Consider the following 24,631-nt stretch of genomic DNA (forward strand, 5'->3'; position numbering starts at 1 on the left):
AACATGTTTTGGCGACACCTCAAAAGCATGCAAGACGCTGATCACCTACTACTGGAGCAAGGTATTCATCTACCCCTTCGCTCATCTGTCAGTATTAGAGAGACTGAACAAACGACATCATGACTATATCTGCATTGAAAATGCTCTACGCCCCAAGGTAAGAAATTCGGCTCGCCCGGAAACATTTTGTTCAAATACGAATCGGCCGTCTTGCTGTCGCAGGTAGCGCTGAGTGCCACATCCCTCGCAGTTTGTCCGGAAGCCAGCAGGGCTCTGAAAAACTAGATCCGCTTTGGCTTTACAGACTGGGCAATTTTCCAAGGCAAGTATTTCTTGGTTGAGCTGTTCCAGTGCTAGCCCTTGCCGAGTTGAGTTAGCTGCAATCAAGGCATTTTTCAGCAATTCAATGGACTCTGCAGGCACGATCTCCCGCACCTCCAGAGCATGGGCCTGATGGTCAACATGTACCCCCTGGATACCGTCTGCCAAAGCCAGCACTTTGACCGGGATTTTGGTGAGCGGCTGGCTGTACGACAGCAGCACCATGCGGTACAGCGCCTGATCGACGAGCAGGCCAAAGCGTTCCACGCAGTACATATCTGATGGCGACAGAGTAATCCAGTGCCCCTGATATGCAGACTGTTGAGGCTCCTGCCCAATAGCGGGCCATGCGATGAACCTCTCCACAGGGAGATGCTGAAGCCCCTCCGGCCAAGGCACGTCGGTTAGCCAGGGCACTACGGTGAGCAGAACGTCCTCAGCAGCATGCTCACTTGAGGCGGCGCTCACCAACTGCCACTCCAACCCGCTCTGCTGGAGACGTATGCGTCTACCAGCCCATGTGCCCTCGACTTGCCCATGCAGATACGGACGTAGCGCATGGCGCAGAACCAGGCCGGCATAACGAGAATAGGCATTTGCCAGATACTGGTTCTGCCTGAATCGCTCCTCAGACGTCGCGCGATTAGCTACCGTCGTCTTAGCCAGAAGATCCCAAAGAATCGCCAAATGCCGGTAATGCGGGTCATGGCTGAGGATGTTGGTCAGATGCAGCGCGCCTGTAACCTGCGCCTGCCGGCTAACCAGCAGGTACAAGCCACTTTGCTGCAGCCCCGAAATGGTTCGGTGCAGACGCTGAAGAGTCCCTAGCGTTTCGCTTAAAAGCTCAGAAACCTTGCTGGTTGCCACTTGGTCAAATGTCATTCCCCAGAGTCGGCAAACCTCGTGAGAAAGGCGAAAATCAACATCCTCAGACCGATAGAACTTCAGTGCCTGGTCCAATGTTGCCTGCAAGCTCTTCAGTGCTGACAGCCGCCGCTGCAAATGACGCTCAGTTTCGTCCAGCAACCGGGCATAAACGCGGTTTTCATAGATGCCGTAATCATCCTCGCTAAATCGCGCTAAAACCTTCTTGGGAATCACACCGCTCAGTGTCTGCCGCTGCCAACACTCCGAATGTGATGCCAGATACACCAGAGCGCCTTTGGCCAGGCGCCGTGCCCGCGCGACATCGGCCACCTCATCCTCGTAGTGAAGATCCAGGCGCGGCCGCTGAGATATCTGATGCAGATGCCCTTGTTGCACCACATCAATCAAACGCTCCTCAAAGGGCAGCAGATGGCTCTGAGCATCAATGATCGCAGCCGGCATCAACGGCGACATCAATGAAAACTGCAGCATGTCGGCATCGATGGTTGCTATGGCTTTGCACAGCAGCTCTGCTGCCGTAGCCTGTGCCTGCTGCGGTAAAACAAAGGACCGTACCTCACCACCCAACTGGCACCGCTCACCGCCATCACTCACCAAAACACCTGAAAAAGCAGGTGTGTGCCCGTTGAAGGCTGGGCCACTGGCTGCAAGCTCATAGCGCCCCGGCTCGATTACAGGCGGTAGCTGACGACATTGTTCCCCTGTGAGTCGATCAAGCCACATCAGTTACGGCCTTCCAGGCGTCGAACATCTGCATCCAGCAACTCGAGGGACTTTCCCGGCTCCCCATCAAGACCAGCCTTGATCCAGAAAGTCTCCAAGGCGTCCTTCAAGCTTCGGACTGCGTCAGTACCAATGTTGTAGCGACCAGTGACCTTGCCCGAACGCATGACCCGAGTAGACAGCAAATGATCCAGCGCCTCGCCTGAAGAGGCGCCGCTTGCCAGCATCACCGGGATGAAGTCCAGCGCCTGCTTCTCAAAACGATTGCCCCACCCAAGCGCAAATTGGCTACCCAACTGCTCAGTGAAAGCGTCCCGAGTCATGCGCTGTATCAACTCCACGACCTCCGCCTTTCGCTCCGTGCGAGCTCGAACAAATGCCTTGCGAAGGGAACGATAGGAGTAACTCGCCGGCGCCATTTTCTTGATATCAAAACGATGATCCTGCTTGGGCAGAGTCATCACATGAGCACGGTCGTAGGTCTTGTCAGCCAGTTCATTGGTGGTTTCATCGTGGTTGGCCGTGCCAATGAACCAGACATTCTCAGGAACCAGAATCTTGCGCCCCTCATGAAGCTTGGCTGGAGCATTTGGTAGGGCTGTCTCGGACAGACTGATCAAGCGCTCGTCCCGATTGTTCTTCTCCAACGCGGAGAGGAACTCGGCGAAGTACTGCTCGGGGCGAGAAAGATTCATTTCATCCAGCAGGATGACGTTACAGGTGTCCTCCCAGCGTGGCGTCTGAGCTTTGTACAGAGCCTGCAGGCAGTCCTTCTCGTAAAAGCGCCGCTCAAAAGCGTTGTAATGGCCCAGCAGATCATCGCGATCACGCCAGCCCGCCTGCACAGTAATGTCTGTACAGAAGCCCCCCATGGCCTTGGCAAAGGCCTTGGCCAGACTTGTTTTGCCAGTTCCGCTGATACCCTGAAAGACATGCAATTGGCTCATGGCCAAGCCACCCAGCAGCACGCGAATATCTTCGAGGGGATAGAACAGCTCTACATGCTCTTCTGCTGTGGCAATCCGGTGCTGCAGCTCCTCGGCAAACAACTTGAGATCCGGCACGGCCTCCAACTCCATGCTGGCGCGATAGTCGCGGTGAGAGTCCATGAGCGACATGGCTGGGAAAGGCGTGTGGGTTTTCTGTGCGTTGGTGAGCTGCTCGATTCGGCTTTCAAGATCATCGATATGCACAGCCAGCGTATTCTTGTGCTGCTCTAACACACGCTTCTCCCGCGCTACAGCCTCCAGCTCAGTCGATGCAACACGCTTGATGCTCAGCTCTCGCCGCAGATCATCCAACTCGGGTCTCAGCGTTGCGATATCTCGCTCAAGATCAGCCTTGCTGCTGCGCAGATATTCATTTTCCCGCTGCAACTCGGCTGTGTCCGACTGCTCCAGCGAGCGTTTAAGGGCCCTATTTTCCTGCCGCAAGCTCTCAAGCTGTTCCAGAATCTCTGCAGCCGACTGCTCACCCAGCACTTGCTTGAGCTCCTGAATATCCGCCAGTTGTTCTTTCAACCCCTCAGCTTTGCTCCAGGCGTTGTCACGCTGACGCTCCATCCTGGAAATAGATTGCGCATGGCTCGCACGCTCCGCCTCCATTTCAGTAGCGATACGTTGCTCCAGGTCGCTCTCTGCAGCCTTGATTTCAGCCCACTCACGATCCAGCCTGCTACGTGCACGATCAAGCTCTATCTTCCGCTGCTGGATTTCATGCTCACGCTGATCCAACTGCCTGGTGCGTTCGGCCTCCGCCTCAGTACAGTTGAACTTGACCTCGGCCAAGCGCCGAGCGACCTGACTGAGCTCGCCATCAAGTTGGCGTTTTTCATCCTGCAACTGCTGTAGATGAGCTTCATGCTGCTGCGTCAGTTGGCGCTGTCGCTTTTCAAGCTGGCGTAGCGCATGCTCGTTCTGCTCGGCGTATCCAGCTTCTGCGTTTGCTTCACGCAAGTTCAGAGAACGTTCGGTATCCAGCAGCTCCGATTTCTTTCCAGCAAGTAGTGCTTGTTCACTTGCCAGTTCAGCCTTTTCATTCTCCAAAGCAGCGCTTGCCTCCTCAAGCGCTTGCTGCTGTGTCGCAAGTGCTTGCTCCCTTACTTCAGCAGTTAAGGCGAGCTGGTTAGCCGCCTCCCAGCGCTCGGCATATTCGTCGTGCAGATGCTCCTTGAACCTCACCAGCTCTTTGCACACATTCGCAAACTGCTCAATCCATCGTGCAAGATCGGTGTCCCCGTCGCCCCGGAAACGTTCACACACGCTGCGTAACCAATCCGGCTCAACCTGGATATCAAGGCTCATACCAAACGACCGGTACACCTTGGAGGCGCTCTCAAATGAAGCACTCCAGACAGGGATCTGCTTCTCCAGCGAAGGACGTGGCACTCCTCCTGTGGCAGTTGCAGCCGCGGGCATCTGCTGAGGACCAAACTTGTTTGAGCTCTTCTTCGCCATTACATCCATTCCTTAAAACATGCTGTGAAGCTCAGGGCGTACTGGATACTGTCCAGCGCCATACGGCTGGTGAGTTGAGTTTTTTCTCTTCCGGTAAAACTGCTCTGGGCGTGGCTACTCCGATTACGCAAATCCGCGAGCTCCAATAGCTTCGACAACTGCAGCTCACGAGTACCCAGCACCTTGAGCGGATGCTGCGGCGTATTAAGAGTGCCCATGGCTGCGGCAAAAGTGAGCGCCTTAAGCGAGGACTCAGGCTTTGAGCAAGCCCAGATAACCTGATCAATCTTCTGCCTAGCCAGCAGCCTGATGACATCCTCCGTGAATGCAGGGATCTGCAGCGCTGAGAGAATCCGCTGATTAAGCTTCGGATCGGGCCGTTGCTGTTTTGGTAGCTGTCCTACGTCCGCTGGATACGTGCGAATCAGCCACTGCATGACGACTTCCAGCAGCTTCTGGCACTCCATCAGCGCCGCGTCCAACTCTTGGTCGTGGCTGTCACCTTGATGGAGCTTCTCCTTGCGCACGAGCAGTGCAGCCAAATGACGCTTGATATCAGGCTGGCGCTCCACCCAGGGGAACTCAATCAGGACCTGCAGCTCAGTCTGCTTGCGCAATGCTTCCAGCCACTGTTCAACGCTTTGATTGTCAGCTCGCGCTATACCCACCAATGGCTCCAGGCGAGCAAGCAGATTTGCGTCACTATCAATTACCCGCCGAAGCGTGGCTTGCAGCCACCAGGCATTTTCACGTAGCTCAAATGGATCCTTGACCGCCCACAGGTCACCACCATCGTCATCAGCCGTCACCCAGACAAGAGCCCGCGCAGATTGCGGTGCATCATCCAGTCGCTGCACACCCTGCAAACTGATCTGTTTCGGTAGTTGGTTGCCGTGACCCAGCTGCTGGTTGGCGCGATAGTCTTCGCGATAATCCCGATAGGCCAGCGTCAGGGACTCATGATCGAGTGGAGGCAGATCACTTATCCCGCTCGCGATCATGAATGGCCTGATCGTCTCCCCGGTCTTTCTTTCCCCCAGAAATTCCGGGTACCGGGCCAGCGGGTCTCTTGGCTCGAGCTGGTTTAGCTGAGCAACCAGGCGCGGCCAGAACTGCCCCGTCAGCGCGTCTTGGAGCAAATAGCCGGCTTTCAGGTTGGCCTCGTCTATCTCCTCGTCGTCTAGCAGACGGTCACCCGTGGCTGTCAGGGCCTGAGCATTCTCCACCAGCCAGCCATTACTAACGCCCTGAGCCAAGATCAGCTTGATCAGGTTCTGGTGAAGCCCGGTCAGCTCGGCGATTGTCTCATCGCGGACAGTGCGTGCACGAATCAACCCAAGCACCGCACGCTGAAACAGATTCAACTGCGGTCGTTTGGCGTCGGGGTATAGCACTCGATGCACTAGCACAGGCCAGAGCACCGGCCTTTTCTTGCCCCTCGGGGCGGGACCGAACCTGAGGTATGTGCCGGTTTCAACGAAGGCTGCCATGCTCACCTCCACACATCTGGTAGAAGGCCGCCAATGCCGGCACCGCCTCTTCCGCCTCGGGACTGGTTGCCAGTGCCGCGTCACCCACGCAAATCAGCATTTGCCGTTGACGGCTCATAGCCACGTTCATTCGGTTCGGCAAACGCAGGAAGCCAAACTGGCGATTCAATTGCTTCTCACGATCGTCGGCTGCATCGTCGCAGGCTTGCCCAGGCCTTGCCTGCTGGTAGGTACGTACGCAGGACAGCAAGACGACATCAAACTCCTTGCCTTGAAAGGCGTCGACTGAGCCCACACGCAGTCGCTCTTCGAGGCTGACTGAGCCATCGCCTCGCACCTTTTTGGCCCATTTGAAATGCTCGTGCGGCTCATAGGCGCCGTTGCGGCGCTCCATCAACGCAACACCCTCTATCCGCTGCTGAGCGAGCTTCTCCATGATCAGATCACGTTGCGCCGCATAGAAGGTGATGATGCCAATCGAGAGGCTGCCACCTCCGGCATGCATCAGCCTTACCACCTCTTCAGCAATGCGCTGAGCCTCAATATCCCTGACTCGGCTCGTCCCGCGGCGCTGATCCTTGCCCTGGGCAACAGGTACGTCGATCCATTGGCATACCCGGCCTCGGTAGTACGGCTCACGCTCCCCTAGAGCAGCCAGCAAATCCTGGGAGAAGACAAAATCTTCCGCAGCCCTGCCGGAGCGTACCGCCCCTAGACCAACAGCCTCGTAGAACTGTTTGCTGACGAAATCCCCCAATATGGGATGCATGCGGAACTGGGTATCCAGCATCACGACCCGGCGAATCGTGTCCTGTTTCTCCAGGTCTTGCAGCTTCACGCGCATGCGCTCGAACAGGCTGGAGCGAAAAGCCGCCAGTTGCAGCTCGGTCAGCTCGTGCTCCTCCTGTAGTTGCCCTTCAATGTCAGGCTCGAGCATGTGCGGCAACTGCCGGTCATCGCCCACCAGGACGATGCGCCGCTTGGCCATGGACATCGGCACAAACAGATCCAGAGGGTTGGCGCGGGCGGCCTCATCGATCACCACGGTGTCGAACTCAATATCGGAGCTATCCAGACCAGCCACTGACTTCAGACTCGCCATCTGCCGGCCTGCAGCTTGCTGACAGGTTGCCCCCACCACCATGGAGTACTCGTTAACCACAGCCTGAGCAGCATTGCGGTCCATCGCCAGGCTGTCGACGAGCTGCTCCAGCACCCAGGCTACGCCCTGCTTGCGCTGGCGCAGTTTGCTCTCCAGATGCCTGTCGACTTCATCAAGCAGAGCCTGCCCCTCAGGGTCCGCCTGACGCCTCAATTCCGTAGGTCGGTAATCGGGCAAATACTGTTCGAGTAGGCGACCCTGGCACTCCGCAAGCGCATGCAGGGTCGATTCCGCCGGGTGCGAGCTATCCGCAGCGTCTTGCAGCAATGCCAGCAACTCGGCGCTGCAACCTTGGCCACGACGCTTCAACCAGCTGAGCAAATCCCAGGCTCGATCGGGGCCATCGTCAGCGAATGAGGAGGTCTCGACACGTAACGCTCGAATGCGTCTCAAGGCTTCTACATCCGGCCGGCTCTCGGCGGAACTTGGCGCCTGCTTTTTTAGTTGCTCGATATGGTCCTCAAGCTGACTTTCCAGCCTGGGCGGCAATACCAGACCGCTTTGCTCCAGGCCTCGCAGTCCGTCCAGAATGCGGTCGAACACTTCCACTTGTTGAGCTGGCGATGCGCCGACAACTCGAGCCAGCGCCAATCTGGTCGACAGATCCCTGATGCGCTCCAGTTCCGGGTACTTGCTGTACTCCGTGGTAATTTTTTCCTGCAAATGGGCCACATGCCGCTCAAGCCAGGGATCGATCAGCGACGCCTCATCGCTCACGCTGCGCTTACCGCCCACGCGCGCGCCAGGTAAGCCGAACACATCGCTGCGATCCAGAGCGTTGTCTACGGCATCGTGCTGAAAGCTGCTGATCAGGACCTGCGCGGCAATGTTCCGCTCTTCTGCCTCCTCAGCCAGACGACGCTGCAATGCCGCGATTACCTGCGTTTTGCCCGTACCGGGTGGGCCAATGATGATGGCTAGGTCTGGTGTATTGAGTGCAGCATCCAGGGCCAGGGCCTGCTTCTCTGTTGGCTTGCCCCCCTTGAAGGTTTCCTGCGCATAGGGCGTAAGCCCTTTGATGGGCCGGCGCCGGGCCGCCGGCACCGCAACGCCCTCCAGAAGCCACTTCAACTGCGACAGCCGCTTGCCCGAGTCAATGGATTGTTTGGCCGCAAGGCGCCTCTTGCCTACGGAACGCTGGCCTGCCAGTGAGAGGTAGAGCCAGCCCTCAGCCTGTTTCGGGCGAACATCGCGCCGGTTTGAGGCAGTCTTGAAGACAACACAGTCAGGCTCAAAGCGTACGGTGCCGCGCGGCGTGCTCGCGGCTGCCTTCGCCTCGTCGGTGGTCAGCTCTTCAGCCCAGTCGGGCCGCTCAGTACCCAGGTCGAACTGGGTGTCGCTTGGCAATTCGAGATCGCGCCATCGCTGACGAAACTCCCGGTAGTCGTCCTGCGATTTCGGAGTCAGACGCCAGACGTTTTCACGTCCATCTTCCCCTCCATCACATTGCACGAAACGCAGTGAGCGCAGGGTCTCGGCCTGCCGCAATGCACTCTGCCATTCCTTGTCGTTGTAGAGATTCCACAACTCCAAATAACTGGCACTGTCGCGCAGCGCGGCATCCAGCAACGCCTGCTGACTGGCGCTATTGAGAACAGCGGCAACGGAGGCATCACAAAACGCAAACTGGCCGATCAGCAATGAGAATGCACCATCACGGCGAGAGTGGCGGGTAAGGCGTTTGATCAGCAATCCACGGTCCTGCCGTTGCTCCACATCGGCGCGCCAACCCTTGCCCAGCAGTTGGAAGCCTCCTTTGGAGGCGCTGTTGCTAAAGCGCGCGACGGTGAGCCAGTCCCCCTCGGCCAGCCCACGCACCAGAAACTGCTCCGCGAACCATCGGCAAGCAAGGTCGATGCTCTTATCGGCGATTTCCTGCTTGCCGTAGAGATCATCTGCGATCAGCTCGTCTATCCCCAGTTCAAGCTGCATGGCGGACACTTCGACTGGTGCGCAGTACTGCACCAGCAGCTTGCTGCCCTGTTTGCTGGTCAGTAGCCAGCGGCTCTGATCGCGCATTACCAGACGGCTAAATAGACCATGGTCAGCCGGAGCGCAGTTGACCCTGACACGTGAGTCGCCCTGAACCGCCAGCCACTCATCCTGATAGCTCTGGAGGAAGATCGCCTGGCCGGCCAGGAAACCGTCGATACGCTCATCCGTAGAGAGAGCCAGAACATCCTCGGACAGCATGGGAAAGTCTTTAAGTTCCATACGCCATCACCACCTGAACTGCCAAATGACATGGGACTCTTCCAAGTCGCCTACATGGATCTGGTAAGGCTCCTCGTGCTGTCCACGCAGACTTTCCTTAAGCCCCTGGTAGCGCTCAAGAGGCTTCTTCGCCGCCCCCCGCTGTAGATGCAATTTGCTTTGGGACAGGGGGTGAATACCGAGCCCCTGCTCGGTGTACTCGATGCGGATATGGTCGGCAGGCCAACGGTCATAGCTGAACGTTGGCATCAGGCGCTTGAGTTCCAGATTGCCTCCCGGCTGCAGCCATACCTTGCGGCCAGTCGCCATCAAGTTGCCTAGCTCATCAGACTGACTCTCACCTTCTACCGGTAGAGCAATGAACTCCTGGAGCAACACCAGCCGGTTATCGGCAGGCTCGTCGCAGAAAAAGCATGACGCGTCATCGAGTGAGTCAAGCTCCACAGGCAGCAAGGTAGTGCCACCACAACTTGCGCAGCAATAAAGGCGCTCGTCAATTTCCGCCAGCGCCTCAAGCCACTCGGCCATGCTCGGCCGCTCGCTGGCGCGATGCCGCCCCTGCTCGAAGCAGCGGCTGAAGAGCACAGGCAGCCGACTGTGCTCAATCAGTTGGATGGGCAGGTTGGCAAAACACTGATTGGCATCGTCCTGCACGTCATAAATCCAGGGATGCTCACCACGCAGCGCAGCCTCTTCTTCCTCGGGTTCACCTTCGCTGACCAGCTCGCCCTTGAAGGGGTGGTTATGGGTCAGCAACTGGTAAGCGATGACCGCAAAACTCCAGCTGTCCGTCAGGCTGGACAGCAGCGCATCACCGCGCACCACCTCGGGCGCCCCATAGTCCGCCGTATGCACGGTCAGACCGCCATGCGCTTCCAAGCTGATGTTGTCGCAGTCAATCAGCCAGGTTTCTGCGTGGGCAGTGTCATCCGACACGAAGATATTGCTCGGGGATAGATCGCCGTAAAGCATGCCGCGCGCATGCAGTTGGTTCAGTGTTCTGGCCAGTTGGCTCAAAATACGGATACGCCGCCGAAGGCCACCCTGCCGCAGATAATCGGCAGACGCCTCATCTTCAGCATTGATGAAGCTGTCGAGCAGGCTTTGCAACGGAACCAGACCGTCCATCAGTTCCATTACATAGCCGAAGCGCGGCTCCGCCAGCAGCGCCAGTGGCCTGGCCAGTTTCAGATCACTGAGGTTCTGACGAATCAGCCAGGCAATATGCCGATGCCAGCGCTGGCGAGCTTGCGCATCCTTGTTGGTAAAGCCCTTAATCAGGGCCTGGGGGTACTGAGTTCGGTAGACGATACCCTGTCCTCCCCGGCTCATTTCCTCTCTCAGCTCATAAACCGAGCCTTTGGTGTCCTGCACCACACGCTTCTGCTGCGCTGTCGTAGTCGCGGTCATCTGCTTCAATCCGTTCTGAAAATTCCAGCGATGGTCTTGTCGTCACCATGACGAGGTGTGGACCAGCCGTGCAGCTCTCGCGTCAGCCACTGGCGCATACGGCGCTTGCTGCAACGCAACTGGCGCTGGTAAATCGCATCGAAGAATGGCTCCAACTGCTCCGGAATCAGGTCATCAGAGATGCCATCCGTGATCAGCAACACGCCATCACCCGGGAGACTCAACACAAGGTCGACGCTGCAGCCATCCTGAGAATCCGCCTGCACCAAAGTAGTGGTCTGATTTCCGAAGCCTTGGCGCCGCTCAGCCAGCGCCGTGAACACACCCTGGCTTCTAACCAGCAACAAGCCATCCCCAACCTGACCAGCCACACCTCGCCCGGAGGCATCCACCCGAGCCCACAGACAGGTCGTTTCGTGGTCCCTGTAACAGTCACCAAAGTGAACCAGCCAGGCATCACGCAAGACCGGGGCAACCGTGCCATGCGGCATGTCTTGTCGCTGACGGGCTAGCTGCCTGAACAGCTGGACGGCTTTACGGGAGCCAAGATGACTAAGCGGACGGCTGCCCAACCCATCAGCCACGGCAATGCACCAACCGCCGCGTAGACCGCTGACGCACAGAGCATCCTGATTAGGCGTGCCATTGAGCTGATGCGCGGGACCTCGCACCGAAGCTCCGCCTGCCAGCAGGCGCATCAGAACTCCCAGTCTTGATCGTCAGCGCTGGGGATCTGCAAGGGCGTCGATTGATTAGGTGTAGCCGACTGGCTGCGCGCACTGACGCTCATGGTCACTGCCCGGAAGAAACGGTGAATGTCTCGGGCGTTCTCGGCATGGAACAGCGGCGCCTCAGGGTCATTGGCGAAGTCGCTGAGCATGACCTCCTCCGCATCGGCGCCGATGGCCATGGCAAAGCGAGTGGCCTTGGAGGAGCGTTCGCCATTGACCAGGCGAGCAAAGGGACCCTGCCAGTCATCATTGGGATAACCATCAGAGACCAGCACGATCACCGGCTTGTAGGCGCGGGAAGGGATGCTGTCCTTGTCTTCGATCATCTCGCTGGCCAGCGACAGGGCACCGCCCAGCGGGGTCATGCCCTCTGCCACCAGCGGTGTGAAACTTTGCAGTTGGTGGGCCGGGGTCAACGGCAGGTTCAGCTCAGCCTGGCTGCCGCCAAAGGTGATCACACTGACCTGGATCTCTGCACGCAGACGGCTCTCACCGGCAAAACTGCTGATCATGTCCTTGAGCCCCTTGTTCAGGGCTTCGATCTTTCCATCGACCGACATGCTGCCACTGGTGTCGGCCAGCACGATGATCGGCAGCGGGCGAGCGGTTTGGACCTGGAATTTTTTGAGTTCAGACATCTGTACTTTCCTTGTTGATTACTAGGTGACATTCACCACTAAGCGCATTCCATGCCAACTTTAGAAATTGGCTATTAATCAATTACTTAAGAAACGCATCACGAAATCGATAGCATCCGAATCCATAAGGAAATTTATGAAAATGCAATATTTTTTACTTTCCCGTTGATAGCAAGGCGGCGGTTAGAGCAACGAAACCTGCACCGGTGTTGACACACGTCTGGGCGCGAGAGCGAAAGATTGGGATTTCTGGGGATCAGGTATAATAGTACGTAATCATGCAAACAGCGCTGAAAAACCGGCTCGTGCCTGTTGGCTCGCCGAGACTGTACCTCCTGATCCGAATAGTCTCGAACGTGCAGCCCCTGCTCCATTGCAGTACTGCGGGACACAAGGCCATGCTTGCGTACCCTCTGGAAGTTCTCCAACGGCATCATGTAGTACAGACAAGGCGGCAAGCCGGACATGGGCGCCATCCCATCGAGCATGGACAGCATTAACTCACTGCTCTTCGCGATCTTTGCAGTATTCACGCCGCACCACCTTGTGCAACGAAATCACCGCACCACCAATTGCAGCGAGATTCTGTTGCCATATTGGGATTGAATAAGACGATGTGACCCGCCTCGTCTGTCCTAGACGCGCTCCCCCAAAAATCGCCCCCTTCTCCGCACCAAATCAGTCTCAATTAGCTCTTTAGCTCGACCAACACGTCCGTCGCCCACTTCTGCTCAGAGTTTTGTATCCGTGCGGTTTCAACTATCCTGGCCATGTGCATGAGTTGATCCTGGGCAGCCAGATCAAAGTCAAACCACATGTCGCTATGCGAGCTAAAGCGAACCTGCCAATAGGCCACTCCTTGGTCGAACCGGACCTTCAGCGTCCTGCCGTCTTCAAACTCAAGCTCCAACCTACGGTGATGAGGGATTTCGCGATTCGACGACTCCACAATCAGTTCAACTTGATGCCCAACCATTGCCGACAGCCAATTGCGTGAAAAGAACTCGAAATCGTCCTGATTGGCCCAGTCGTCGAAGGCTTTACGACCTTGCAGCCGACCTGATTTGAATAGCGTCTTCACCTGCACAACCGCATCCGCAGAAATGCGGCTCTTCAGATCTTTCAGAACCGCACCCAGGATCGTAACTACCGCGGGGTTCTGAATGTAACGATCTGAGTAGGTCAGCCTGTTGATCTTCGCAGTCGCAATCACGTCAGCAACTTGCTGATCTCGAGCGCCAAGCAGCTCCCAGAAACGCTCACCGAATTGCAGCAGCGACCCATTGAGTTCCTCGTGGATTGATATGTCGACGATCGCTACCTTGCCGAAGGAGTCGCTCGCTGCACTGGAAAGGTCCATCACCTGCCAGCCAAACTCCGGCTGACTCTTCGAGAGTACGACTAGCTCATCACTTTGATGCCAGCTACGGCCTGGAACAGTTGCCACGAGGCTGCGCGAGGCCAGCGTGACAACTTCGCTCTCTTTAAACACCTGGGCAACGAGATGCTCACCTGGCTCAGTGATCGCATTCCCGACGTTTACTCCAAGGTCCGACAGGCGCTGGAGATCCTGCACAAGAACCCCATCAGTGATATCTGCCGGGACGAGCAGCTCAACAGTCAGCTCGTCGGCCAGAACATAGGCCTGAATCGCCTTACGAAACTGTGGAGCAAGAAGATCCCACTCTGCCACATCACCAGAGGCCACTAGAGTAATTCTCTTTGCACCCTCGTTGATCAGCCGGCGCAGAACGCTCTCAATGCTGCCAGGCGCATACTGGCCATCGGCGAATGAGAGTTTGTTTTCGGCGGTCAAACCCACGTGATGAATGAAGTCTGGGCCCAGCCAGTCGAGCGCTGCCTTGCGATCCAGCTTGTCGTGATCATGCCGTGTTTGGGAGTCCAGCAGGCACTCACTACAGCCAGTTTCACAATGCTTGCAATCGAGCTTCTTCACCATCCCCCGCAGCAGCTCCTCGACATGCAGCGGCGCGCTAGTGGCAAAGCCCGCACCACCGCTGATTACGTCGAAAAGCTGAAGGACGCGAATGGACTGTCCACTTGGCAGTTTGCTTGGCCGAGTTGCATAACCCAATTCGGAAGCAGATACGCCCAGTATCTCGGCCAGCGCAGCCCGCAAAGCCACTGCTAGCGTCATGGCAATTGCACTTCCCTGCGCTGAGTCTGCAATGAACTCCCCGCGCACGGGATGGTGCAAGGTGAGTTCAAACACATCAGTAGTAGCTACAGCGCCAAGGCTCACACTAGGAAGAATGCTCCCGCTGCCCTGGCAGGGAAGGCGCTTGTTGTTCTGATCTTTGTCCTCTTTGGTCGGGCGTGGCGGATAGTGCTCGCCAGACGGCGACAGGTCTCGCGGGAACCCGCTATCCGGTTGCATGGACTCAGCTCGACCACAACTCATGCACAAGGCATAACCTGTTCCGTGCTCGCCCGAGCTGTGATGGAAGACCTTTCCATCCGCACCATAAGCCATTGCCCCAACCGCCGGGTTTGGCAATGGAGTCTTGTTGGCGTTGACGAAAACCCAGGCGGTTTCAACTGGGATGAATTTCTGATGCTGGATGTCATTGGAGGCCGACTCATAAGCATCGGTGACAAAACCAGAGGGCTGCAGGACCTTGCGAATGTTTTGGGGCTTGATCAGTGACTGGCAGTCGACATTGCTGCAAGTCAGCTCATCGGTCTTTATCAACCCCTCCTCATAGTCCAGAGCGCCACAGACATCGCAACGCCACGCAATGTCCATTTTCTGCGCTTCTTTGCTATCAGCATTGAGGTTATGCCAGTGGAGGGAAACGCCGGCAGACCTGAACACCCGGCCATCCAGAACGATTTCTGCACCAGGAGCGTACTCGCGAATGGCAATCGACAGATTGCGTGACGGCAGCCCCTTGTAGCGGGATACGTTGTCCTCGCGATCGTGCTTCAACTTTTTCCCTGCGTCCTGCTCGCGGATGTAATCCTCAATCGTGAAGTTATCGAAGTTCACCACGTCGGTAGGGAAGCCATAACCAGGCAGGAAGGTACGCGCAGCAAGATCCCGCAACAGATACTCATTGCAGTGGCGAGCCTTTTCAATCTGGAGACGCTTCAGATAGGGGCTGTTGGCTTTCGCGTGCTTCTCCTCAGAAAGTAAGAAGCGATAGCTCTTCAGCCAACGACTCTGCAGCGGCTTGATCGAATCGATTGAACGACGGCGCAGCTGAGCCGGGTCCACACCGACCAGAGCTGTGCCTTTCACCAAGTCTTTGAGCGCGTCGTCCAGATCGGAGACAACTTGTCCCAGCCGCTCAATGAATCGGTCACATTGTGAGAGACCGTGCTCATCGTCGTAGAACCACTGCGTATTCAGACTGGTTTTCTCAGTCTGAGTGAGCCCAACCACATTGCAGAGAAAGTCCGCCAACAGTAGCGAGTTGATGTGCCGTTGTACGAGTCGCTCGGAGTTCAATGCCACCACTGGCGCGGGGATCCTGGTCTCGAACGGCCAACTCGGATTGGCGAAAACCTGCTGATCATGCGGGTTGTTCTTACAAAGCGTGTAGGTAATCGCCCTGGATTCCTTGCTTCGCCCCGCGCGACCGGCACGCTGCAGGTAGTTGGCCGGGTGCGGTGGTACATTGTTCATGACCACAGCAGAAATACCGCCAATATCTACGCCCATCTCCATGGTGGTGGAGCAGTTCAGAACGTTGAGCTGCCCCTTCTTGAACATCTCTTCATAGGAGCCGAGGCGTTCAGAAGACTGCTGGGCCGAGTGCTCCGCTGTGCGGTAATAGAAGCCACCTTCCACTACCCGATCATTGATATCCGTCCACAGGTTCCGTGCTCGTAGATCGCTTACAAGAGGATCATTCGCCACCAGGTTTCTAACTCGCGCAAGTCCCGGCGCATAGTCGTCCTGAGAACGGTCAAACTCCCACAGGTCAGGTAGCTCAATCGGCTCTGCCTGATAGCTCTCGCGCTGCTCTTCAGTCAACTGAGAGAAATCCAGGTGAGCGGGTAGGTAAGGCGTAAAGCCTTTGAAGGTGGTATCCAACAGCTTGTTGGTAACTGGACAGACATAGGCCCGGTCAACCAACGAGAACAGCATGTGCTCTCTGGGTAGGTAGTACCGGTTTTCGTCAGCCTTCAGCGCTGAGCCCGGTCTGGCCAACTGCAACCAGGCAGCTCTTAGCCAAGCATTGACCAGATCAACGTCGGCCGTGTTAGCCGGGTTCAAACCAGCGCCAAGCAACAATAGTTTGATCAGGCGCTGGGAATGGTTGCCATTGCGGATCTGAGGCCAGCGCTTGACCCGGATCTCATCCGCTTCTTTCGACTCGGGATTACGCAGACTCTTGGCAGAAAAACGGCTACCGATCCAACTCAACCAGCCCTCATCGACCTGAATATAGCTGTTCTCCCGAACATGAAAGTCCAGCGCCACCTTTAGGAAGTCACGCCAATCATCGAGCGTCAGACCTTTCTGCCCCCAGTACGCCGGCACTTCTTGGACCTTATCCATGCCAACGTATGCGACCTTCACCAGCCCTTGGGTTTCCAGACTGTTCTGCCGTTTCGGGCGGCGCATAAACTCGCGGAACAGCAACATTTCCGCCAGCTTGTAGGGGCCATCATGGTCCCGGAAGATCTCGGGCTTCTGATACTTGTTGTAAAGCAGCATCGAGCCTTTCAGGTCTGCCTTCTGCTTGAGCTCATTGGAGAGCTCCGACCAAGCTAGAGAAACTAGCGTCGGCCTAACTTTCGCTCCAGTTGCTGAAGCTAGCATGGCTGTAAACCGTGTAACTTTTTCCTCCGCGGCCCTGACTTCCTCCTTGATACCAACGCTGCGGTATAGCTCTACTTCCTCTTTCGCCTTGGCGATTAATTGTTGCAAAACCGACGGATCGATGCGGCTGGAATCTACCTGAGAGCTGGCCTGGCTCCGCTGGTGCCAGCTCAAAATCTCCACGACAAGTCCGCGCAACCTGCTGCGCTCCGCCTCCTGTTGCATACGTACAGCCATGCGCGCCGTGCCCTGGCGGCTGTCCGTAAAGGTAATTAGCCGACGGCCTCTGCCAGGCAGAGACTGCGGACCGTGCTCCGGCGTCTGATCTTCCTCTTGATAGTCTTGACAGTATTCAAGGACTGTCGGCACGGCATTGGCTACATAGAAGGGTCCGCCCAGCATTGCGCGGCGGAAAGGAGAAGCTCCGTGCAGCCCACTAAATCCACAGCTGTTGTGGCTGCACTTGGCATCAAGATCTCTAACCCCAAACCGTACCCGTTCAGCTGAAACAGCTGCGAATGAACCAGCGAACTTATCGACCTCAACGGGGATGTATGCGCTGCCGGCATTTTCGAACGAGCAAAGCACCAGCGGTGTCTTGACTGAAAGTACCCCTGAGCCACCAGCCCCCGCATCTTCCTCAACAGGTGTTTCAGTCTGCAGGGAAAATTCATCGCCACCAGAGCTTTCCCACTGGATCAGCTTTCCGTTCTTATCCCGCGCCAACAGATGCGGCTCATTGCAGTCATTGCAGAACGCCAACTCGAATACCGGGCTGCCACAGCTGCAGGTTTGCCTCTGATTGGCGTAGACATAACCAAAGGGCCAGTTTTGTTGCAGCGCCGTTCCGGACTTTGCTGAGCAGCACTTGTCAAAGCAGGCCCATAACCCGTGAGTTGTGCGCTGGAAGAAGTGCGCCCGCAGCTTCAGAAACGCCGGCTCACTGGCTGAAAGACGAGTGCCTGAACACACATCCAACCAACGTAGTATTTCGTCCTGTGACAGTGACCACCCACCTTCCTGACGCATCTGGCTGACCATCTCGGTTAGCTTCAACGGCTTGGGGGTGGTCACCAGCAGATTTCTCAGTGCTCGGGCTTGCGGAGAATGGACCAGGGCCTCGTATCGATCCGGATGAACCTCTGGATCGTCCGCAATTACAGGCGGCATGGACTCGAGCGTATCCAGAGCAACCAGCGTTTGTTGACAGGGGGCAAGAGGAGGAATGACCCGGTTACCCCCCCAGACATCAATCTGCGTAACCGGCCCCCCCGACAGATCCGAGAGAAACTGCTTCAACTGTCCTGCAGCGTCCTCACCGGCAATAGTCGCAGAGGTCGCCACAAAGCGGACATCCTTAGGCGTAACGCCGAAGGCTGTCATCACCCGTCGCAGCTGCAATGCCAATTCAGCCGCCTGGGAACCCACGTAAGTGTGAGCCTCGTCCAGAACAATCCAGCGCAGCGATTTCTGCTCTCTGGAGATTCTTACGATGGGCGCATCGACCTGGCGCACCATTATGTATTCGAGCATGGTGCCGTTGGTGACCAGAATAGGCGCCGGTTGCGTACGCATCAGCTCGCGCGACAGAATTTCGTTAGGCTTTAGGCTCTGCTCGCTGCGCACATTCGCCTGCAACTCCGGTGTATTGCCGTTGTACAGGCAATAGCGAATGCCGCTTCCAAAGCTCTGAGTCCAGGCATTCAAACGTTCGCGCTGCGAGTTGATCAGGGCGTTAAGTGGATACAGGAACAGCGCCCGAACCCCGACCAGCGGCTGACGAGCTGCGTCACGGTACTCGCGATAAAGATCCTCCAGCACCGGCACCATAAAGCATTCGGTCTTACCCGAGCCGGTACCACTGGTGACGACCACCGAATGCTTCTTCTCTAGCAATGAGCGCCAGCTGGCCAACTGGTGGGTGAAGGGTTTCCAACTCGCGCCAAAGCGGTAACGCCCATTCGCCTTGCCATCGAGCGAGGCCACGATCTCCTTGCTCAGCAAGTGCTCCTTGCTCGCCAGTTGCTCCATGGTGAACGCCGACTCTTCCCAGCTGAAGGTCTGCTCAAACACGGGTGGCGCCAGGAATGCACCCTCTTTCCCGCACTCCGCGCGCATCAGACTTTCCAGGTGCTCACGCAAGTCCGGATCGGTAATGCTCAAGATACTCAAGGTGGACTCAGTGGCACGGGAAAGCGCCTGCTCGACTAGCCCAGAGAAATACTTATCCATTAACCGACTCTGCCTTCTGCATATCCATGACGCTGTTCAACAAGCAATATTGATAGATCGAGTTGAACCACTTCGAATCGAAATCGCGGACCTGGCGCAAGAAGAAAATCGCCTCGACGCCATCCGCAAACGCATCTGTGAACCGAGCCTTGCCACAGGCGACCGCAGCGGCGAATACCGGTAGATAGAGCACCGCATTGCGGTAATCCATTTCCGACCTGAAGGCAATCACCGAGCAGCCTTGGCTGCTGTGCCAACGCTCCAGCCGCTTGCCGCCGAACTCCGGCCACTTTGCCTCACTGCGCTCGCGAATCAACTCAAGGTACCAGCCATGCAGGACACTCTTGAAAGTCGCTAGCGGCACCTTGATCTCTGGGCCAACAGGCTTGCCAGAAAGGAAGCGCTGCACACTCTGCCCGTAGGCTGAATAGGTTTCCCCCAATCGCGAAAACATTCGTCCGATCAGAGCATCAATGGCTTCCTCAGCGACCCCTTTCACCTTAAGGAATGCAGCGAAGCGCTTGGCCGCAAGATGGATTTCTGTAATGGGAAGAAACTCCCAGAAAATCGGAAACTCAGTCTCCAGCCGGCCAAGGAATGTCGCCTCCATTTCAAACTTGAAAAGTGCCATCGCCAACGCGCGGGTGTGCCCTACCAGAGCCTTCCAGACCTCGAAGGTCGCCAGGGGCAGATAGCCGTACCCTTCATACAAGGCCCGCAAGAACTGCCAGCCGCTATGCATAGGGTTAACCGCCATGGCATCCAACACAGGCGTGAAGGAGCTAACAGGTGAAGCATGATCGAAGGTCAACACTGCCTTTTGCAGACTCTGGATTCCATCGCTCGGCGCCAACGGCTTCCATCCACCAGCGATAAATAGCGGCCGGAACGATACAGATGAGCCCGATTTGGGCAACACCAGCCAGGGACCATCCCTTTCAACAGCTATCGGTAACTCGAAGTCGCCGGTGGGCACACCTTCGCTGGTGCGGGAACGGAGCGCGATGGAGCTACGCATAGGATCATGCAACAGCATCAACACCGGTTCGGGAATGGCGTCGGCGCCATCGTGCAGATTGGCAGCACACAGCATCTGACGGTCGCGATCCAGTTGCATCTCCGTCGAATACCTACGGATGCGGTAACTGGTATCCTGACCGTTACCGAACACCCGCAACTCGACGACCTGATCAATGCCCGACTGAAGCGAAAGCAGGTCAACAATCTGTTCACGGATATTGAACAGACTGAGCTCCAGCGGCTTTTCGGCCACCGTGTAGGTCCAGCTGTAACAAGCATTCCTGGCCGCACTACCCCTGAGGGTCAGCTCAAGGCTAAAACGGGTTGGTGCGCCAGCCCGGCCAAACAGATACAGACGCGCCCCCAACAGGTCGTCGACACTGAGATCGCGTTTCAGATGTTTGCCTGTGCCATCAAAGGCCAGAAAACCCGAGTTGGGAAACGGCAGGTCAATCTCCACTGGGTCAGCCATCAAGCTGGGGGTAACTGAAAGGCGGACCCTGACTGGAGGAAAGCCCTTTGCCGAGAGCCTAAGCTCGGTGTGATCCTCACGCTTTACCTGCTGTACCTGCAGACTGTCGTCAACAATCTGGAGCAGGCAGCGCTGCCGGGAATGCACCAAAATGCTCCCCTGCCCCGGCTTCTCACCACTGCGCAGCTCAACACGGAAATCCGTCGGCAAGATACCCACCCTGCGACGTAACAGGGCGTTGCCACTGCGGTTGCGCACCGACACATATTGGGTACCGAGTACCTCCTGCAACAAGCCGCTTCCCGGCTGTTTGCCGGCAACGTACAGGTCACCGCCCTGCTGTTGCAGTTCCCCAGCAGCGGTCGGCCACTGCACACGAGGCAGACCGACAAAGGTCAGAGCGGGCTTGGTCGGCCAGTCGATCTGGGTACCAGCCAGTTCCAGCCCCAAGCCCATACCAACCGCATGTCCCGTGCGTATCCGGTAGAGTTCATCACTCTCAACCTGGAACTGCGCCTTGCCCTGAACCTTTACCGTATGCAGCGAAAAAGCCGGTGCCATATCGCTGAAGATGGCTTCCTCGCCCTCTGCAGCCATGTTCAACTTCCCACCTTCGGGCAGCACCAGCAGCAGCTCTTCACCAGCCGTATTGAATGAAGCCTGACCGCATAGCTGCCAGTGATCATTCACTGGCTCGAAACCCAACGGTACTTCGCCAAGGGCCACTGCACTGCCCTCTATCGGCTGGGTGGCGATCAGCATGCCACCTGCCATAGCCACCAGGCTCAGTTGGGCACTGCAATCCTGCCGCTTTCCGATCACCTCACGAAGGCGCAGCCGGATATGGGCAACACCGTTGTCGACCAGCGCGTAGCCGGGTCCAAGCGCAGCAATCGCCTGTCCATCTTCGACAATGGCCAGCTCAAAACGGGTGGTAGATGGCTGCGTCGTCAGACGAAGCACCACCTCCTCCGGCATCGAGACCTGAACCTTGAGCACATCCGGCTGCGCCTCATGCCAAAAGTGTCGACAAGACCATCCAGTCGCATCCCGGCGTCGCTTTTTGCCCTCAATGGTCGCAGTCTTTAAAAGACCATTGAGGAGTTCGCTGCCAGTCTCGTTATCCAGAGGCAGAGGGAACAATTCACGCCACTTGGGGTTCAGAGCATCCAGGCGGACGACGGGCTCATCCGCCTGCGCCAGCCCATAATTCCGGACCAGAGCCACAAGCTCATCGACCATACGCGCAATCAGTTCGATCGACGTACGTGAGGCAAACACCTGAGGAAGACTGGCCTTTTCCAGTTGCTGCTCCACCTGCTGTAGGGTGTTGAAGCCCAGCAGGTGCCACTGGTCGTACTGCCTTAGCAAGCGGTCAAACAGCCACTGGAAGCGGCTGCCTCCCTCGCGCAATACCTGAAAGGGCAAGCCCCCCTCACCAAACAGCGACCCTAGAAAATCCCGATGACCCGCTTCGTAGAAATGAAGGGGACGTTTCCAATACCCCTCCAACCCTTTAGGGATGACCTTGCTTAGCTCTCCCGGCGACAGATTAAATCCCAGAGTTTTCCAGATCGGGTCCCAGGTCCAGGCATACTCACTGCGGTACTCACGGCGATACCACTCCGAACCAAAAAGTACCAAACAAGCACAGGCTGCCGGGTCCTTTAACGCCGCATCAAAGCCCCCAAACTCACGGAGCAAATGCTGCAGCTCTCCGTACTCTTCGAGACTGCAGTGGTACGCATAGAGTCCGCGCTGATCAGGCGCTGAAAGCCCACGACGCTGGAGAAAGCGTCCCAGCCAGGACGAGTACTTAATTACGGAGTACGACATGAACAACCTCCCTGATTGAACCACCCACTCCTAAACGCAATGAGACAGACCTCAGGACAGCGGAACCCAATCCCCCTCTCCGCTCCCTGAACTGATTGACCTGATCATCCGCTCAACCGCAGGTCGCTCTATATACTGGGGATTTCCGGCACGGTAGCGGTCTTGAAAATAGTCTTGCCCACGACGGGTCAATCTGTACCCCTCGGGCACGCGTTCGATCCAACCTGCGTCCAAGTGAGTCTGAAAATTCCCCAGGAACCGCTTCAGCGGGAATGGCTTTCCCTGATCCATTTCCGTGACTTCGAGAATGGCCGCCATGTAAGTCCATAGGCGTTGCCCGGAGGGGGTGGTTGAAAGCTTGTAGAGATGATTGTTGCCTTCCATTCTTTGCTCCTTTCACGCCATCAGGCAGCCAACGCCAGCAGGTTCTCGATTAGCTCTTTCAGCTCTGAGCGTTGCTCACCGCCCTCCTGATACATCGAGCTCTGAAGGATCTGCTCAGCAGTCATCAACGGCCAGAACCTGTCGATCACATCATCCGCTTTGACACGCACCGCCTGGCCGATGATTTTCTTAGCGTCGCAGGTGTCGGTGAATGTCACTCTGACCCCGGTTTGAGCATCAATCATGTCAGGGCACAGGTAGTTCTCGATTTCCCGTTTGCGCGTCGAATAGAAGGGGCGCCCGCGGGCTTCGACTTCCTGTTTTCGCTTTGCGATAGAAGCGACCTGCTCCTGGCTGCCGCCGATGTCGGAGTCCAGGAACACACACCAGGGTAGCCCGAGGTCATCGGCAAGATTCAGGGTGACCCAGTGCTTCACGCTGCCACAGCCGCCAATCAGAATCGGAACGATGCCGGCATCCTCAAGACTGGACTGAAGATGTCCGCCAGCCTTTAGCGTGTTAGCCGCATGGCGGAGGAAGGTGACGTCTGACTTACCTTCCACCAGCACGACGCCCTTCGCCCGCTCCATCCCTGTTTCGGGGAGTACACCCAGACTCTCCGCGGCCTCCTTTAGCACATCGTCATTGGGCATCTTGACGATAGGGATGCCGTTCTCATCCTTGGTGACGTAGCGGATGCCGTCGATGGGCATAAGGCCGGCCAGGGCAGGAACGTGGGTGGTGACGATGATCTGTCGGTTGGGCTGGTTGGAGAGTTCCAGCAGCGCCTTCATCAGCATCATCTGGTAGTTGGGGTGCTGGGAGGTTTCCGGCTCCTCGATGGCGTAGATGACATTGCGCTGGGTGCCCACCACGGCCTTCTCCGCCTCGGCGCGGAAGAAGTTGAGTAGGATCAGGCGGCGTACGCCGCTGCCGCGCTTGTTGATGGGAATACCGTTCTCGCCGTCCAGGGTGAAGCTGAAACTCCACTTGGGCTTTTCCTTGAAGCGCGGGGTCAGCTCATTGGCCAGCTCGGGCGCCATTTCCCGCAGCTTGTCGAGAGTGCGGGTGGCGACATCCAGCACACTGGCTTCGATCTGCTGCTCCAGCGCGCTTATCTGATCATGAAGTGCAGCCTGAGCTTCCTTGACCGCCTGCTGCAGCGGGTTCTTGGCCTCTGCGTCGCCATCACTGCTTTCACGATCCGCCTTGAACAGGGCGAAGGTGGGCAGCTGGGCCTCGATTTTTTCCCAGATGGATTTGCTGTCCGTCGAAAGGCCTTTGCTGATGTCGAGCAGCATCTCCTGGCAGGCGATGGGCTGTGCTGCCGCACGGATAGCCTGCCGCCACTGTGAAGCCACACGTTTGTCTGCCACTTGCTCAGCAACGCCATGCTGCTCACCGAGCTTTTTCAGTTCGGCCATTTTCAGGCTCAGCAGCCCAGCCAGCGCTTCATCCGCAGGGTGCTCACAGCGGATGGCGGTGCGCTCCAGCTTGCCGGTGTTGGCCTTGAAGGTTTTGACAATCTCCAGCGCGCCCTCGGCGTTGAGCAGGTATTCCTGCGCCAAGGACGTCTCGGCATTCTCATCCAGCACCAGCGCTTCAGGCAGGTCGTCAAACTCACAGGCAATCTCGAACTGCTCGGCGCCCTCGGCCAGGCTGAAGCAGTTCATATCACTCTTGTCGGCCTTGACGTCTCCACTCTCGAAGAAGATGGCGAGGGCTTCGAGGATGGTCGATTTGCCATAGTCATTGCGGCCGACGATACCGGTCATGGCATCGTCGATAGGAATGACCGTGGTGGCACGGTAGCCGCGGAAATGGGTGAGTCTGACAGACTTGAGGCGCATGGGGATTTCCTT

12 protein-coding genes are annotated in these 24,631 nt (G+C 57.0%); all 12 read right to left on the minus strand.

Going from position 1 to position 24,631, the window contains the following annotated elements:
• Positions 1–123: 123 nt before the first annotated feature.
• Positions 124–1,932, minus strand: a complete 1,809-nt coding sequence (locus ACYAF3_RS03130; RefSeq protein WP_023082742.1) for a hypothetical protein — start codon at positions 1,930–1,932, stop codon at positions 124–126.
• A complete protein-coding gene (locus ACYAF3_RS03135) occupies positions 1,932–4,388 on the minus strand; it encodes an AAA family ATPase (RefSeq protein ID WP_031756420.1) in 2,457 nt (818 codons plus the stop codon). Before ACYAF3_RS03135 ends, ACYAF3_RS03130 begins: the two co-directional genes overlap by 1 nt.
• Complete coding sequence (locus ACYAF3_RS03140) at positions 4,388–5,878, minus strand: hypothetical protein (protein WP_003158575.1); 1,491 nt, start codon at positions 5,876–5,878, stop codon at positions 4,388–4,390. The genes ACYAF3_RS03135 and ACYAF3_RS03140 overlap by 1 nt, the downstream gene beginning before the upstream one ends.
• Positions 5,862–9,254, minus strand: coding sequence for a DEAD/DEAH box helicase (locus tag ACYAF3_RS03145; protein WP_031756418.1), 3,393 nt, complete (start codon positions 9,252–9,254; stop codon positions 5,862–5,864). Before ACYAF3_RS03145 ends, ACYAF3_RS03140 begins: the two co-directional genes overlap by 17 nt.
• A 6-nt stretch (positions 9,255–9,260) precedes the next feature.
• A complete protein-coding gene (locus tag ACYAF3_RS03150) occupies positions 9,261–10,664 on the minus strand; it encodes a protein kinase domain-containing protein (protein ID WP_003158577.1) in 1,404 nt (467 codons plus the stop codon).
• Between the two features lie 5 nt (positions 10,665–10,669).
• Positions 10,670–11,362 (minus strand): PP2C family serine/threonine-protein phosphatase, encoded by a 693-nt coding sequence (locus ACYAF3_RS03155; RefSeq protein ID WP_031756416.1) that lies wholly within the window; start codon positions 11,360–11,362, stop codon positions 10,670–10,672.
• A complete protein-coding gene (locus ACYAF3_RS03160; RefSeq protein ID WP_003158579.1) occupies positions 11,362–12,033 on the minus strand; it encodes a vWA domain-containing protein in 672 nt (223 codons plus the stop codon). The genes ACYAF3_RS03155 and ACYAF3_RS03160 overlap by 1 nt, the downstream gene beginning before the upstream one ends.
• 134 nt (positions 12,034–12,167) lie before the next feature.
• Positions 12,168–12,530, minus strand: coding sequence for a DarT ssDNA thymidine ADP-ribosyltransferase family protein (locus ACYAF3_RS03165; RefSeq protein WP_071536664.1), 363 nt, complete (start codon positions 12,528–12,530; stop codon positions 12,168–12,170).
• Between the two features lie 191 nt (positions 12,531–12,721).
• Complete coding sequence (locus ACYAF3_RS03170; RefSeq protein WP_031756414.1) at positions 12,722–19,057, minus strand: DEAD/DEAH box helicase; 6,336 nt, start codon at positions 19,055–19,057, stop codon at positions 12,722–12,724.
• A complete protein-coding gene (locus tag ACYAF3_RS03175) occupies positions 19,050–22,385 on the minus strand; it encodes an STY4851/ECs_5259 family protein (RefSeq protein WP_128669589.1) in 3,336 nt (1,111 codons plus the stop codon). The genes ACYAF3_RS03170 and ACYAF3_RS03175 overlap by 8 nt, the downstream gene beginning before the upstream one ends.
• A 51-nt stretch (positions 22,386–22,436) precedes the next feature.
• The gene (locus tag ACYAF3_RS03180; protein WP_003158582.1) at positions 22,437–22,769 is read right to left on the minus strand and encodes a hypothetical protein; all 333 of its coding nucleotides are present in this window, start codon (positions 22,767–22,769) and stop codon (positions 22,437–22,439) included.
• A gap of 20 nt (positions 22,770–22,789) precedes the next feature.
• Complete coding sequence (locus tag ACYAF3_RS03185; protein ID WP_003158583.1) at positions 22,790–24,619, minus strand: AAA family ATPase; 1,830 nt, start codon at positions 24,617–24,619, stop codon at positions 22,790–22,792.
• Positions 24,620–24,631 lie beyond the last annotated feature (12 nt).

The organism is Pseudomonas sp. TZ252 (assembly GCF_056110345.1).